This window comes from Bremerella alba (genome assembly GCF_013618625.1).
Lineage (GTDB): Bacteria > Planctomycetota > Planctomycetia > Pirellulales > Pirellulaceae > Bremerella > Bremerella alba.
Genome location: NZ_JABRWO010000008.1, coordinates 186433 through 200947 on the forward strand (window position 1 = coordinate 186433; position 14515 = coordinate 200947).

11 protein-coding genes are annotated in these 14515 nt (G+C 53.9%); 4 read left to right on the forward strand and 7 right to left on the reverse strand.

What is annotated here, in order from left to right; genetic code table 11:
• Positions 1-2: 2 nt before the first annotated feature.
• The 5 genes from HOV93_RS15025 to larB form a co-directional block, all read right to left on the reverse strand.
• The gene (locus HOV93_RS15025) at positions 3-1505 is read right to left on the reverse strand and encodes an ammonium transporter (RefSeq protein WP_235990403.1); all 1503 of its coding nucleotides are present in this window, start codon (positions 1503-1505) and stop codon (positions 3-5) included.
• 520 nt (positions 1506-2025) lie between these two features.
• The gene (locus tag HOV93_RS15030) at positions 2026-2808 is read right to left on the reverse strand and encodes an MBL fold metallo-hydrolase (protein WP_207397332.1); all 783 of its coding nucleotides are present in this window, start codon (positions 2806-2808) and stop codon (positions 2026-2028) included.
• Positions 2809-2960: 152 nt separating this feature from the next.
• On the reverse strand, positions 2961-3194 hold the full coding sequence (locus HOV93_RS15035; protein ID WP_207397333.1) for a hypothetical protein: 234 nt from the start codon (positions 3192-3194) through the stop codon (positions 2961-2963).
• A 293-nt stretch (positions 3195-3487) separates the two neighbouring features.
• Positions 3488-4375 (reverse strand): NAD(P)H-hydrate dehydratase, encoded by an 888-nt coding sequence (locus HOV93_RS15040; protein ID WP_207397334.1) that lies wholly within the window; start codon positions 4373-4375, stop codon positions 3488-3490.
• A gap of 16 nt (positions 4376-4391) precedes the next feature.
• Complete coding sequence (gene larB, locus HOV93_RS15045) at positions 4392-5162, reverse strand: nickel pincer cofactor biosynthesis protein LarB (protein WP_207397335.1); 771 nt, start codon at positions 5160-5162, stop codon at positions 4392-4394.
• Between the two features lie 187 nt (positions 5163-5349).
• Here larB and HOV93_RS15050 point away from each other — a divergent pair, with 187 nt between their 5' ends.
• A complete protein-coding gene (locus HOV93_RS15050; protein ID WP_207397336.1) occupies positions 5350-6660 on the forward strand; it encodes a Gfo/Idh/MocA family protein in 1311 nt (436 codons plus the stop codon).
• A 137-nt stretch (positions 6661-6797) separates the two neighbouring features.
• On the opposite strand, the gene HOV93_RS15055 is transcribed toward HOV93_RS15050, so the two are convergent.
• The gene (locus HOV93_RS15055; RefSeq protein WP_207397337.1) at positions 6798-7910 is read right to left on the reverse strand and encodes a hypothetical protein; all 1113 of its coding nucleotides are present in this window, start codon (positions 7908-7910) and stop codon (positions 6798-6800) included.
• 403 nt (positions 7911-8313) lie between these two features.
• On the opposite strand from HOV93_RS15055, the gene HOV93_RS15060 reads away from it, so the two are divergent.
• The 3 genes from HOV93_RS15060 (at position 8314) to HOV93_RS15070 (ending at position 11123) form a co-directional block, all read left to right on the forward strand.
• Positions 8314-9264, forward strand: a complete 951-nt coding sequence (locus HOV93_RS15060) for a bifunctional riboflavin kinase/FAD synthetase (protein ID WP_207397338.1) — start codon at positions 8314-8316, stop codon at positions 9262-9264.
• A 27-nt stretch (positions 9265-9291) separates the two neighbouring features.
• Positions 9292-10281 (forward strand): DHH family phosphoesterase, encoded by a 990-nt coding sequence (locus HOV93_RS15065; protein WP_207397339.1) that lies wholly within the window; start codon positions 9292-9294, stop codon positions 10279-10281.
• 116 nt (positions 10282-10397) lie between these two features.
• Positions 10398-11123, forward strand: coding sequence for a hypothetical protein (locus HOV93_RS15070; protein ID WP_207397340.1), 726 nt, complete (start codon positions 10398-10400; stop codon positions 11121-11123).
• Between the two features lie 87 nt (positions 11124-11210).
• Here the strand turns inward: HOV93_RS15070 and nirB are convergent, their stop codons facing one another.
• Positions 11211-14225, reverse strand: a complete 3015-nt coding sequence (gene nirB, locus HOV93_RS15075) for a nitrite reductase large subunit NirB (protein ID WP_207397341.1) — start codon at positions 14223-14225, stop codon at positions 11211-11213.
• Positions 14226-14515 lie beyond the last annotated feature (290 nt).

Consider the following 14515-nt stretch of genomic DNA (forward strand, 5'->3'; position numbering starts at 1 on the left):
TCTTAGGAGGCAACGTGGCCAGCTTGGCTAGTGCCTTCGGTGACCAAGTGTGGCGGGTAGGCGTACATGCCGTGCTCGGTGATATCGAGACCAGCCATTTCTTCTTCAGCACTGACTCGCAAGCCGATGGTGAACTTGATGACATTGAAGATCACAAAGCTGACACCGAAGGCCCACACGAAGCCCATGGCAACGCCAACGATCTGAGCGATGAGTTGGTCCATGCCGCCACCGTTGACCAGACCACCTTCAGTCATGAAGAGGCCCACAGCCAGCGTACCCCAAGCACCACAAACACCGTGGACCGAGACAGCACCGACAGGATCGTCGATCTTCAGCTTGTCGAACATCACACACGAGAGAACCACGATCACGCCACCGATCAAACCGGCCAGGGCGGCCATCGCAGGGCTCAATGCGTCACAGCCAGCGGTGATCGAGACCAGACCAGCAAGTGCACCGTTCAAGCTGAACGAGGTGTCAGGCTTGCTGAACATGATCCACGAAGTGATCATCGCACCGACGACACCAGCTGCAGCAGCCAAGTTGGTAGTAACAGCAATGTAGGCGAACGAACCGCCACCGACAGCGGTGGTCGAACCAGGATTAAAACCAAACCATCCCAACCATAGGATGAACACACCCAAGGCACCCAGCGGAATGCTGTGACCAGGAATAGGCTTAACCTTGCCGTCTGCGGTGTACTTACCGATACGAGGGCCGATCGTGATCGCACCTGCCAAAGCAGCCCAACCACCGACCGAGTGAACCACGGTCGAACCAGCAAAGTCGTAGAAGCCTGGTCCGAAGTTTTCGAGCCAGCCGTCACCAGCGTAGAGACTACCCCAAGCCCAGCTACCGAAGATCGGATAAACGATCACGGTGATCAGGACCGAGTAAACGAGGTAAGAGGTGAACTTAGTACGTTCTGCCATCGCACCGGAAACAATGGTTGCGGCAGTTGCACAGAACACCGTTTGGAAGATCAAAAATGCCCAGTTGAAACCAACGTTCGAGTTAACAGCAATTGCTGCTTCACTGCCACCGTCGAAGAAAAACTGATCGGTTCCAAGGAAGCCATTGGTGGTACCAAACATCAGGCCAAAACCAACCAGCCAGAAAGACAAAGACCCGATGGAAAAGTCCACCAGATTCTTCATCACGATGTTACAGGCATTCTTCGCACGCGTGAAACCAGCTTCGACCAAGGCGAAACCTGCCTGCATGAAGAAAACGAGGAACGCTGCCAAGCAGGTCCACAACGCATCAACATCGCCCATCAACGTTTCAGCCGTGAGAGGTTCTTCGGCTTCTTCTTCTTCAGCGGGACCTTCTTCTGCCGCAGCTTCTTCTGCTCTGGGTTCACCAGCTTCGGCCATCGGAGCTTCTTCCGATGCCGGCGTTCCGGCGTCTTGTGCCGAAATCGGGTAAGAGATCATGAGGCCGAGAGCGATTGCGAGCATCGCAAACCACACTCGGTTGGGGAGGGAGAGGGAACTTACCATTTGAGTCGTACCTTTTTCATAAGATGAAACAAACATCAGCCAGCTATATGCCAGGGCCAGGAATCGATCCAACGTGGGACATCTGTGAGTGCGCCTTCCCACGTAGGGTCGTGTGCACGAAAACCCCCTGTTCGCAAGCGTTGTGCCATTAGTTCCGACTATGAGGATGAAAAGCCTCGTCCGAAATTTTGTAACGCTCTATGTCGTGTTCCCAAAACGACTTATGAGAAGGCGGTAATTTAGGCTTTTCAAGGAACGTTTTTGGCAATTGCCAAGCATGCAAAGAATGCGCGCATGAAGCTTGCTACGATTCTCAGCACTTTTACTTGGCGCGCCTCCCTTGGCTCGGAACGCCCTTGGCATACGCAATCGGAGTAATAATGGCTTGCGGAGCGGCGCAACGAGAATCGTTTGTAGAGCCTCAAACCTATTGCGGCTGTAAAAAAATGCGCAAAAAAAGAGAGACCTAATGTAGGTCTCTCTTGCAGATTAAGTTCGTGAGGACATTGAGATTGCGGCGCTACTTGGGTAGAACGCCTTTGACGATTTCGTCTTCCCACTCGTCCATCAAGGGCCAGTCCACCGCACACGTCCCAAAATCGGCCATGTGAAGATAGCCATTTAAACGGGCAATGGTCTTATCGAGTTGGGCATCGTCTTTGCGGAAGATGGGACCGTGGCTGGGAAGGAGCCATTTCACGTCGCTGTGACGAATGCGTTCGAGCGACTTGATGAAGTCTGGGATATCGCTGCCGTGATGAGCATCGATCGCCCCAACACATCCATCGCGATAGATATTGTCACCGGAAAAAAGCAGGTCTCCCATCCGGAAGCTTAACTGGCTGTTGGTATGGCCAGGCGTGTGCCACACTTCTAGCTCTAGCTTACCGACAGTCAGGATATCGCCATCTTTAATCTGATGTTCGATCTTAACTGGGGGCATGTCCAGGTGAATGTCTTGCAGGGCAATCTCGGCGAATGTTTGAAGCTTATCGCCAGACTCTAAGGCCTTTACTGCCAGCGGGTGGGATGTCACGGTCGTACCGAGAATCTGCTTGGCTTTGGCCAGTCCCTGGATGTGATCGACATCGGCGTGGGTGGCAATCAGAGTTTTACAATTTGCCAGAGGGAAATCGATGTTTCGGATGACATCGATGTAATCTTGGACCGTTTCATCGAAACCGATGTCGATGAGAAGCCACTCGTTTCCCTCGAAAATCAGGTAGACATTGCAGCCTAGAAGCTCGCCTGCTTGGTAGTTCAGTTCGATGACGTTGGGGAAGATTTCTTTGCGAGCCAGCATGACAGGCAGATTACCTTGAGCGTGAATGGGATTTGGAGAATGTCTCCATCTTAACCGCCCCCCCAGTTCAGTCACAACCAGAGGTTGTCTGACCGGATAAGATCAAGCACCCAAGCTAGTTGAACGCGTGGATGCTTTCCTCAAGATTCTTTTTAGCGATGCGAACTGCGTCTCAGATAGGCCCCAATCTCGCGTACATCGACTTGATCGGGGGCATCCCCCATGCGTTGCCAAATAATGTTGGCATCGTTCCAGTCAAGAATTGTTTCACTGCCGTTGGCAGTTTGACAGATCGCTTCCAGGGCACGCTGTTCTTCCCCTTCACGAAATGCCCAAACGAATGTCTGACCATCCTTCTCATAAACGACTGCGTTCATCGTTACCATAGGTCGCCCTCCTTCGCGTCCTGCCTCTTGTTGCCTCTGTTCCAGCAAGCCGCGATGTTAAGTGATTGTTGAACGAAACCTCGGTGAACATTTCCGACGACAGGGTTTGTGTCAGAGTTCCGTTAAACCTTTTCAAAGAATACTCGCTTCTTCGACGCGAACCAATTGCAAAATCGTTGTGGATGTCCGTACACGCTAACCCGCAACTAGCGGAAGACTATTGCACCGTGACGATATTACCGTCATGAAAACAACAGTCGTCAGAACAATCACTGTTGCATGGAGGTTTGGTTTTACGTCGAAAGATGATCGCGTCGCGACTCATAATCTCGCCACGCTGCCTCTACGAAAGAAAGCAAATCAGTTGCCGTTAAGCCTGCTTGAGTTGTCGTTTCGATCGCCAGGTCGGCGGCTAATCCATGCAGAAACACGGCTAGAACGGCGGCTTCGTAAGCATCAAGCGATTGAGCCAGAAGTGCCGTGATCAAACCGGTGAGCACATCGCCCGTTCCTCCGGTGGCCAAGCCAGGGTTGCCGGTTGGATTGTGCCAATGACGTTGTCCATCGGTAACAAGCGTCTTGGGGCCTTTCAACACAACGGTGATTTTCTGCCGACCAGCTAACTCGCTGGCCATGTCGCGCGCATCTTCCATCGAGAGGTGCGGTTTTCCGACAAGACGTCGGAATTCGCCGAGATGGGGTGTAATGACACGTGGGCCAGCACGACCGGCAAGAGGAGCACTTCGCAGCGATAAAAGGTTCAAACCATCCGCGTCGATGATCATCGGGCCGGTAAATGTTTCGTATAGGTGACCAACAAGGTGGAACAAGCCTTGCGATTGTCCTAAGCCTGGACCAACAGCCAGGCAACTTGACGCCTCGAGCTTTTCACGCAAACGAGATTTCGCATGCAAGGGAATGTGTCCACTGCGATCGGTCGGCAGAGCCCAGGTCATGTACGATGGTTCAAAATTGGCCACCGTGTTGATGATCGCATCGGGGACGGCCAGCGTCACTAGGCCTGCACCTCCTTTAAGACATGCCTGCCCCGAAAGACTAATTGAACCAGGCATTCCCACCGAACCACCAACCAGCAACGCCCTGCCATAAGTTCCTTTGTGCGAATCGGCGGCGCGGGGGGCGATGATCGGCAAACCTGTTGGCAAGGGTTGGATAGGCATAGGGAGTTCCGTCGATCTAACTTTCGGGTTGTGACTTGGCTTGTAGGACACGCAGCGAAATGAGTCCGGCCAGGTACGCACCTTTGAAGCCGGCATCAATATTCACGACGGTGACATTCGAGGCACAACTATTGAGCATGCCTAGCAGTGCGGCAACACCTTGGAAGCTCGCCCCGTATCCTACGCTCGTCGGTACGGCGATGACCGGGCAAGCCAGATGTCCGCCTGCCACACTAGGGAGTGCACCTTCCATGCCAGCCACCACGATCACGGCATCTGCGTCGCTTAGTTTATGAGCTTGTTCTCCAAAACGATGAGGACCTGCGACACCAACGTCTTGGATAAACACCGGTTCGATTCCCATCCAACGCAGTGTCTCGCGTGCTTCTTCCGCAACTGGCAAATCGCTTGTGCCGGCCGTTACCAAGCCGACATTGCCCCACGTGGGTTGATCGGTGGGCATTCGAAACGTGCGGCCCTTTTCGTGATAGATCCCGTCCGGCAGCGACGCTTTCAACGCGGCGCCTTTTTCGGCATCGATACGTGTGGCCAGTGAAGTATCACCGTGCTCTTGTTGTTTGCGGAAAATCTCGATGATTGTTTCGGCCGACTTCCCTTCGCCGTAAACGACTTCTGGAAAACCGCAGCGGCGAGCTCGATCGACATCGAGAGTCGTATCGGAAAGCTGTTCGGATTTCGGCTGCATGACTTGCGCGCAAAAGTCAGAGAGGGTTACTTTTCCGGCGCGGTACTGCTTGGCGATGCGTTCCAGTTCGTGGCGTTTCATGGAAATCGAAATCTATAGTTAATCGATAATGGGGCAGAACAAAACGGTTAATTATACGAAATAGTCACTGCTTGGGGCCGGGCAGGGATTCTTTTTGGACATACCCTGGTTGATCATGGTTTAATACAAGCGTACTTACGCCATCAATCCCACCCCATGTCATCTGCCCACTTTCGAGCCTCCATCTATGAAACACCCGCAAAACACATCGCGTCGTCACTTCCTAAAAGCAGCTGGAACAGCCGCTGCTGTTGCTGGAGTTGCCACCTACGTGCCCCGACATGTCCTGGGGGCCGAAGGGACTCCAAGTGCCAACGAAAAGATAAACCTGGGCGTAATCGGTTACGGTAACCGCTGCAAATATGTCATGGGAGGCACCCTGCCCCATGCCGACGTCCGCTGTATTGCCGTTGCTGATGTCTGGTCGAAGCATCGCGAAGATGGCAAAGCGATGGTCGACAAGCACTATCGCAACACCGACTGCGAAACCCTGGTTGACTTTCGCGAGCTATTGCAGCGAAAAGATATTGATGCCGTCTTGATTGCAACCGGAGATCGCTGGCATGCGGCCGCATCGATCCTGGCGGCCAAGGCCGGCAAAGATGTCTACAGTGAAAAGCCATGCGGAATCACGATCGAAGATTGCCAGCAATTGGCCGATACGATCACGGCCGAGCAAAAGGTCTTTCAGGCTGGCACGCAGCGGCGTAGCGTGCCTAATTTTATTAAAGCGGTCGAACTGGCACACTCGGGCAAGCTGGGTGAACTTCAAACGCTTCACGCGTCGGTATATCGACCAGTTCTCGATAACAGTTGGTTACCTGCCCAAACGCAGCCTTCTCCACAGGAATTAGACTGGAACCTTTGGCTGGGCCCTGCGGCGTGGCGTCCGTTCAATCTGGCGTATGTCCAAGGAAAGTGGCGAGGTCAGTGGGATTTCGATTCCGGTGCGCGGCTGTTGGATTGGGGAGCCCATACGCTGGACCTCTGCCAGTGGGCGAACCAAGCCGATGCGACTATGCCGGTCGAGTACCAGCCACACAAAGATGGCATTTCGTGCCGGTACGAGAACGGCGTGAAATTGGAAATCGATTTTCTCGCCGATCCCTTTGGAGATCGCTCGCCGCATTATATTACGCGACTGGGAACGTGCCCGGTTCGATTCATCGGTACCGACGGCTGGGTTGAAACCGGAGACAATGGCGAGATCGTTTGCTCCTCTCCAGCACTGCAGAAAGAGATCACCGAAGATACCTCGCGGGTTCGCGGCTTAGATGTCGCCAGCCACTCGCGAAACTTCCTCGATTGTATTCGCACTCGTAAATTGACGGCTGCCAATCAAAACGTGATGCGCAAGTCGCACATTGCCTGTCACGCAGCTGCTGTGGCTTGGATCTTTGATCGTAAATTAACCATTGATCCACAGAAGGAAGTCTTTCTAAACGATGCGGATGCCAATGGCCTGATCGCTCGGCCAGATCGCATTTGGAACGTGTAGAATCTCGAATCCATTGAAACCGTGGGAGCATCTCTTCGTCTTGGAAGAGATGCTCCCTTCTTATTGCTACGCTCGCGCAAATGAAAGTACGACAACTGTTCCGGTCCGCATCAGTCCACATTGCGAGCGAAACGGGCTTACTCTTCCTCTTGCTCTTGAGAGCTTAGCACGACGATCTCCCAGCTTAGACGGCCGAGCCAGAGAGCATAGACAATCGCACCGCCAACAAACATGACTCCGCCTGGCAGTGCGATGTAGGCCAGGCGATCAATTCCAGCGAAGATGAAAATAGCGGCCCCAGCAGCGAGGATCGCCGACATCAGGAGGAATGTTGCCAGGTAAAACAATAGCCACTTCCCGGGGAGCTTATAAAGCGAAGCGACGATCGTGGAACTCCACGGCGTGACTACCGAGCCTTGGTCGAGCAACGATAGGTAAATAACCGGAAAGGCTAGGAACGTAAAAGCCAGTAGTGGAAGGGCCCACCACTGGTCGATGGTGGCCATGATCCCAAACGGGACCAGGCTCAGCATGACGGCGAAAACCAGGAAGAGGGCTTCCATCATGCGGTCGAAGATACCTAGTTCTGGCCAGTCCCAATCTTCTAGGCCGCTAGAGATCGACGTGACTAGAAAGAGAAATTGACTTCCTAGGAAGAGAGTGGTGCCGGCACCGATGAACACTGAAAACGCCGTGCCTGCCAAACTGTACATAAGGGTCAGGAAGGTCTGGTTAGGCTGCATGCTATGATAGATCGCATTGGCTGCGAAGTAGATCGTCACGGCAGCGAATAACGAGAGAAAAACCCATCGCATCAACAATCCTACATCAGAGAGCAACTGAATGTCTCGTTGGATCTCTTTCGGTGAAAAGGTGAGCGGGTATTCGACCAGCCCTTCCCGTGGATCGTAGGTGATGGGCGTTAATTGTTCACGCCGTTTTTTCTCACCTACATCATCGTCTTGGTCGTTGCGTGGTTTACGTTCTTCAAACGCGCCTTGGGTCCGCTTGTTCAGATCCTTTCGCTCACTTTGTTCCTTCAGGTCCTTTTGGGCCTGAGACATGATTTCCTGCCCCATTTTCTTTCGGGCATCATCATGGTCGCGGGCCACGTCTTTCAAACCGTATTCATCCTCAGGCACAATCGGGTCTGGGATGTCTATTTTGATCTCCGCCTTTTCGATCGTGAAGCGATGATGGCAGTCTGGGCACTGGGTCTTGCGCCCTACATCGGTGGTGCGTACGGACATGCGAGTCGAGCAGACTGGACAAGTCACCACATGCGTCTTGAATTGGGAAGATGAGTGCTCAGTCACGAATCGGACTTTCTAGCAGATGGGCAACGTTGGGCAATGCAACTTCTATTTTAACGCAGAAAACCAGAAATGCCTTTTGTCTTCCGCTTTCAGTTTCGATTCGGAAAACAGATACCAATCTTGTGTTTATTGTTCCTGCCCACCCGGACTAGGAAGAGGGATCTAGATGCATTTGTACCGATTGTCTCGATTTAACGTCAACCAGTGAAGCAAGTTAACTAGAATTCGGATGAAGGTTTGGTTGTCATTTAGTAACGAACCAAGCAAAATACGGGTTTTCCTATCAAGTGGCCGGGCAAATTATGCAAGCCACGTCGCCCTTGGGCAAAGGCGAACTGTGCAACTTTATCGGGACCTGGATTCGCTTTCGACAGAAATCCGAAGCGGAGCGCTAACGATCGGCAACTTCGATGGCGTTCACTTGGGACACGCTAAGATTGCGCAGCAAGTGCGAAAGCGAGCCGACGAAGTCCATGGCCCGGCGGTTGTATTTACCTTCGACCCTCACCCGGTCCGGCTTCTTCGCCCGGAATTGGCTCCTCCACCTCTGACCTGGACGCGTCGCAAGGTTGAACTTCTTGGCCAACTCGGAATCGACGCCGTCATTGCCTACCCGACCACGCCAGAGTTGCTGCAATTAACGCCTGACGAATTTTTTCAGCAAATCATTGTGCAGAAGATGGCTGCCAAGGCGATGGTCGAAGGTCCTAATTTTAATTTCGGAAAAGACCGCGCCGGTAATGTAAAAACACTCGAAACATTGTGCCAAAAAAATGGCATGCTGCTGGACATCGTCGAGCCATTGACCCGACCAGGCGAAACCGAATACGTCTCGAGTAGCCGCATTCGCAAATTGATCGCACAAGGCAACGTGCAACTGGCCAGCGAAATGCTGACGCAGCCATATCGTATTCGAGGGATGGTCACGCACGGAGCAGGCCGCGGGGCACAGCTTGGGTTTGCGACCGCCAACCTGGAAGCCATCGACACGCTGGTGCCTGAGATCGGCGTTTATGCCGGGATGAGCTATCGCGGCGAGAATGTCTTTGCGGCAGCAATCAACATTGGTCCGAACCCCACCTTCGGCGAAAAGGCGCGCAAGATCGAAGTCCACTTGATCGATTTTCAAGGTTCGCTCTACGGCGAGCCCCTGGAGGTTTCGTTTCTCGCTCGCTTGCGCGAAGTGACCACGTTCCCCGATGTCGAAGCGCTCAAGCAGCAGCTCGATAAAGACATTCAAACCACGAACCAGATTTTTCAATCATATCAGTCGAAAACATCTCGTTAGACTGCCCATAGCACGATGGAAACGCCCATGAGTATTGACTGGGCCGCACTGAAAGCGGCTATCGAAGTTCCGCAGCGATTCGTTTTGACCAGCCACGTTCGACCCGACTGCGATGCGCTTGGCAGCGAATTAGCAATGGCGGCCCTGCTTCGCCAAATGGGGAAAGATGTCACCATCGTCAACGATTCCGAGACCCCACAGCATCTTGAATTCATCGACCCCGAGGGTGAGATCAAGCAGCTGGGCAAAGACATTTCGCGGGAAGAAATTCAGAACGGCTTCGATGCGTTCATGGTGGTCGATACGAGTGCCTGGATTCAGCTGGGTGAAATGGCCGAAGCGATGCAAGAGTTTCGCGGCGTCAAGCTAGTTCTCGACCATCACGTCAGTCAGGACGATCTGGGTGGCGAGATGTTCAAGGACCCGAAATGTGAAGCGACGGGACGTTTGGTTTACGATGCCGCTAAAGCCTGGGGGATGACGATCACCAAGGAAGTGGCGACGGTGTTGTTTACGGCCATCGCTACCGACACCGGTTGGTTTCGTTTTCCTTCGGTTAGCGGATCGACCTATCAGGCGATTGGAGATCTTGTTGACGCCGGGGCTGTGCCCAGTGAAGTCTATGGAAATCTCTTCGAGAACGAACGTCTCGAACGGGTCAATTTGCGTGGACGAATACTCTCAAGTGCCAAGATCATTCACGATGGCAAGCTGGCCTATAGCATGGCCACGCAACAGGACTTTGCCGAAACGGGCGCCACACCTAGCGATACCGAAGATGCCATCAATAGAACCATGGCGGTAACCGGCGTCGAGGCAGCGATCTTGTTTGTCGAACTTCCCAATGGCGATGGCGTCAAAGCCAGTTTTCGCAGTCGATCGTCGCTCGATGTTGCCAGGTTGGCCCAGCAGTTTGGTGGGGGCGGGCACGTCGCGGCCGCTGGTGCGTTGGTGAAAAAGCCGCTCGGCGAAGTCGTCTCGATGCTACTGGAAGCGACGGAACGAGCGATGAGGTAGGCTGCTAGCGCGACCGGATCTTTTTCCCAGCTCGCCAAATCGATTCAATCCGTACGGACACTGGTGCCGATAACGAGTGAGACCCCACTCACCAATCACCAGAGAGTCGCTAGCACATGTGGTGCCCCCAGTGTCAGACCCAGGTTGCCGGAATCGCCTCACCACGAGAGCAATCGGCCCTGGTCTGCGCCAAATGCCAAACACGGCTTACTGCGGGCACTAAGACGGCCTCCGACTCGCCACGCAGATCAGAGAGCCAGGTGCCGTTGCCTGGTTTGCGGCTCGATGCTCATCGTATGCAAGCAACGCTCAGCCGGGTCGATCAACTGGTACAGCGTTTCGGAGAACCGGCAGAGTTCCAAGAGGTTGCTCAGCCAATTCCCGCTAAGCGTGCTTCACAGCCACAAGCACTTCCCGATCCGACGGTTTTGCCTGAATCTGAAGATCGCTTTCCATTGCTCGCCTCGCTTTGCTTAGCTGGCGGCGTCATGCTATTGGTCTGTGGCTGCTTCCTCGTGGTCTGGAGCGTGATGGCCAAGCGTCCGGAACTGTTCAACATCGGCTTTCCCATTGCCGTTATTTCGTTGGCGTGTATGGCGCTCGCGGCGTGTCTGTTCTTTCAAGATGCATCCGGCAAGCAGGCCGAAACGCAAAAGTGGATTGCCGATGTGCAAAATCAACTGGGCGGAATCCGCGACATCGCAAGCAACAGTCGGTACTCGCTAGGGTCGATTCCGGAGTTGCCTGAGTCGGCGGCATCGTCTACCAACGACCGTTTGGCCGAATCGGAAGAGCGACTGAAAGCGTTGCGACGTCGGCTGAACGAATCTCGCAGCCGCTAACAAGCATTTCCGCTTCAGAATTCGAGTCAGCGGAAATGCCTTCTGGCGAAACCTTGCGTGCCAAGTGTGATTGCCAAGGGGGTTCGTTTAACTCGCGACATATGCCATCTGTTGACTCTTTTCGGCATCGCATGCTGAAATGCAATGGAGCTTAGTTGCCAGGCTGGCGTTCAATGTCTCCTGCGGTGGAAGTTGCACGAAGACGGTCCCTTCTTCCACTTTGACCTTAAATGTTTGCAGCTTGAAGTCTTCGCCGGTTAGGCATTCGCCTGACTCGAGCGAGAAGGTCTTCTTATGCAGCGGACAGGCCACCTTCGGCACGCCCCCAGCATCGCCGATGATGCCGCGGGAAAGCACAAACGCATTCTTGTGAGGGCACATGTTTTGGCAGGCATACCAGTCGCTGTGGGTCGTTGCTCGGAAGATCGCGATTTGGACGTCGCCATATTTCACCGCTGAACCACCGTTGACGGGGAAGTCGACTTCACTGCCCATGCCGACCCAGGTAAGCTCTTCTTCCCCAGGCAAATCGCGCGAGAAGGCTTCGCCGTTGAGCCCTTTGAGTTCTACCAGGTTGACATTATTGTCGGGCCAGTCGGCGGGACGCTGTTGGTCGCGCTCGGTGATGATCTCGATGCCCAGTTCACTTTCGTCCGTGTTAACGAACTGCTTGAAGAAGGCTCGCTTTTCAGGATCGTCGACCACCGACTTCCATTCGCATTGGTAGGTGTCGACCAGCATTTGCATCCGAGCTTCGAGTTCGTCACAGATGTTGAGGGAATCGTTGATGACCACTTCACGAATATGGTCGAGACCCCCTTCCATCTTTTCCTGCCAAACGCTGGTGCGGGTCAACTTGTCGGCGGTCATGATGTAATACATCAGGAAGCGGTCCATGTACTTCACGGCCGTTACTTCGTCGATATCAGCGACCAGCAAGTCGGCGTGCCGAGGGTTCGCTCCGCCGTTGCCACAGACGTAAAGGTTATAGCCGTTCTCGGTGGCAATCAGGCCGACATCTTTACTTTGGGCTTCAGCACATTCGCGAACACATCCGCTAACGGCGAACTTCAGTTTGTGCGGCGAACGGATACCTCGGTAGCGGTTTTCAATTTGAATCGCAAAGCCGACCGAATCGCCGACCCCATAGCGGCACCAGGTGCTGCCGACGCAACTCTTCACCGTTCGAACCGATTTACCGTATGCGTGACCACTCTCGAAACCGGCGTCGATCAACTCCGACCAGATGTCCGGCAGATCTTGCACCTTGGCACCGAATAGGTCGACACGTTGTCCGCCGGTTATTTTGGTGTAAAGGTTGTATTTCTTGGCCACCTCGCCCAAGACGATTAATTTGTCAGGCGTGATTTCTCCTCCGGGAACACGGGGGACAACGCTGTAGGTCGCATCGCGCTGAATATTGGCCAGGAATCGGTCGTTGGTATCTTGCAGCGTTTTGTGTGACGTTTCCAGAATGTGGTCATTCCAGAGCGAGGCAAAGATCGACGCGGCAGCTGGCTTGCAGATCTCGCAGCCATCTCCTTTGCCGTGCGAAGTCAGGAGCGCGTCGAACGATTTGATCTCTTTGATTTTGACGATCTCGAATAGCTCTTGCCGTGAGTAAGCGAAGTGTTCGCACAGGTCTTTGCTCAACGTCTTTCCGGCGGCGGCAAGCTCGGCCGTCAGGATATCGGTCACCAGCGGCATGCAGCCACCACAACCACCACCGGCCGAGGTGCACTTCTTCACTTCCGCTGGCGTCATCAAATCGTTGTCGCGAATTGCGGCGCAGATCTGGCCCTTGGTTACGTTGTTGCAAGAGCATATCTGAGCACCGTCAGGCATGCTTTCGGCACCTCCCAGTGCCGAAGCACCGCCGCCGTCTCCACTGGTACCCATCAACTCACTAGGAGAACAAGGTAACGGATCACCACTTTTCGCGAAGACCGACAGCGTGCCATATTCCGAGGCATCCCCCACCAAAATTCCACCCAGCAAGGTTTTGCCATCCTTGCTGAAGAGCAGTTTCTTGTAGGTTCCTTGGAAAGGATCTTCGACGACCAGCGATGTACTCACGTCCTCGCTGGAATCGTAATTGCCGAAGCTGGCCACATCGACGCCCATCAGTTTCAGCTTCGTCGAAAGATCGGTCCCGCCAAAGGTTAGGCTTTGTCCGCAAAGATTGCCGGCGACGATCTCAGCCATCTCGTACCCCGGCGCGACAAGCCCGTAGATCATGCCTGAGTGCAGCGCGACTTCGCCGATGGCAAAGATTTTGGGGTCGGACGTTCGCAAGAGATCGTCAACCGAAACGCCCCCACGGGGTCCGATATCAAGACCTGCTTCTTTGGCCACATCGTCACGTGGGCGAATACCAGCCGAGACGATGATCATATCGACGTCGAGGTCAGTATCGTCGGTGAAGATCATCTTCTCGACTTTGCCATCCCCTTGGACTTGTTTGGTCCCTTTATTCAGATGAACGTCAACGCCCATCTCTTCGATCTTTTGAACCAATACCTTCGAGCCGCGGTCGTCCACTTGGCGAGGCATCAAGCGGGGGGCGAATTCGATCACGTGTGTTTTCAGGCCCAAGTCGAACGCCGCTTTAGCAGCTTCCAGGCCGAGCAGGCCACCACCAATAACGGCGCACGTCTTGGCCGTCTTGCCATGTTCGATGATTTTCTCGAGATCCTCGATTGTGCGATAGACGTAGACGCCGAGCTTATTGATACCATCGACCGGCGGCACGAAGGGGTACGATCCGGTGGCGAGTACCACGTGGTCGTAAGGGATTTCAGCACCTTGCTCGGAGTAGACAACCTGCTTGTCGCGGTCGATTTTGTGAGCCCGGTCTCCGAGGTGAAGCTCTACGCCCTGTTCCTGGTACCATTCCAGCCGGGCAATCATCAGCTTCTCGGCGTCGCGATGGGCGAAGAACGAGGTGAGCCCGACACGGTCGTAGGCTGCTCGCGGTTCTTCGCAGAAGGTGACGATTTTGTACTGTCGAGCTTGATCGAAGTCGACGAGTTTTTCGACGAACCGGTGTCCGACCATTCCGTTGCCGATCACCACGATGGTTTGCTGATCGTCTGTCACCATGAGCTGGATTTCCTCGTTTAGGATGCACTTGCGCAGTTTGCCTACTGATCAAACGCAAGCGGTGTGCCCAGCCGAGATGAGGAATCTTTTGCCGAACTGAACCGTTTCATAACTACTTATATTTGAATGGCTTACGGTGACACGAAACAAAAGTGGCTTCGAATAGTCCATAGATGGCAAAGAAATGGTCGGGAAATGAAATCTTGCCTGCTGCGCGCCTGTGCAGGGAAATGCAGTCGTCTCTCGCAGCGAAGAGCGTGGTGGAGATCTTATCGTGACCGACCAGGCGA

Excerpts from the sequence above, each read along its gene's own strand:
- HOV93_RS15055 (WP_207397337.1), bottom strand. The coding sequence starts at position 7,910 with ATGTCCGTACGCACCACCGATGTAGGGCGCAAGACCCAGTGCCCAGAC.
- nirB (WP_207397341.1), bottom strand. The coding sequence starts at position 14,225 with ATGGTGACAGACGATCAGCAAACCATCGTGGTGATCGGCAACGGAATG.
- HOV93_RS15025 (WP_235990403.1), bottom strand. The coding sequence starts at position 1,505 with ATGGTAAGTTCCCTCTCCCTCCCCAACCGAGTGTGGTTTGCGATGCTC.
- HOV93_RS15040 (WP_207397334.1), bottom strand. The coding sequence starts at position 4,375 with ATGCCTATCCAACCCTTGCCAACAGGTTTGCCGATCATCGCCCCCCGC.
- HOV93_RS15050 (WP_207397336.1), top strand. The coding sequence starts at position 5,350 with ATGAAACACCCGCAAAACACATCGCGTCGTCACTTCCTAAAAGCAGCT.
- HOV93_RS15070 (WP_207397340.1), top strand. The coding sequence starts at position 10,398 with ATGTGGTGCCCCCAGTGTCAGACCCAGGTTGCCGGAATCGCCTCACCA.
- HOV93_RS15030 (WP_207397332.1), bottom strand. The coding sequence starts at position 2,808 with ATGCTGGCTCGCAAAGAAATCTTCCCCAACGTCATCGAACTGAACTAC.
- HOV93_RS15035 (WP_207397333.1), bottom strand. The coding sequence starts at position 3,194 with ATGGTAACGATGAACGCAGTCGTTTATGAGAAGGATGGTCAGACATTC.
- HOV93_RS15065 (WP_207397339.1), top strand. The coding sequence starts at position 9,292 with ATGAGTATTGACTGGGCCGCACTGAAAGCGGCTATCGAAGTTCCGCAG.
- larB (WP_207397335.1), bottom strand. The coding sequence starts at position 5,162 with ATGAAACGCCACGAACTGGAACGCATCGCCAAGCAGTACCGCGCCGGA.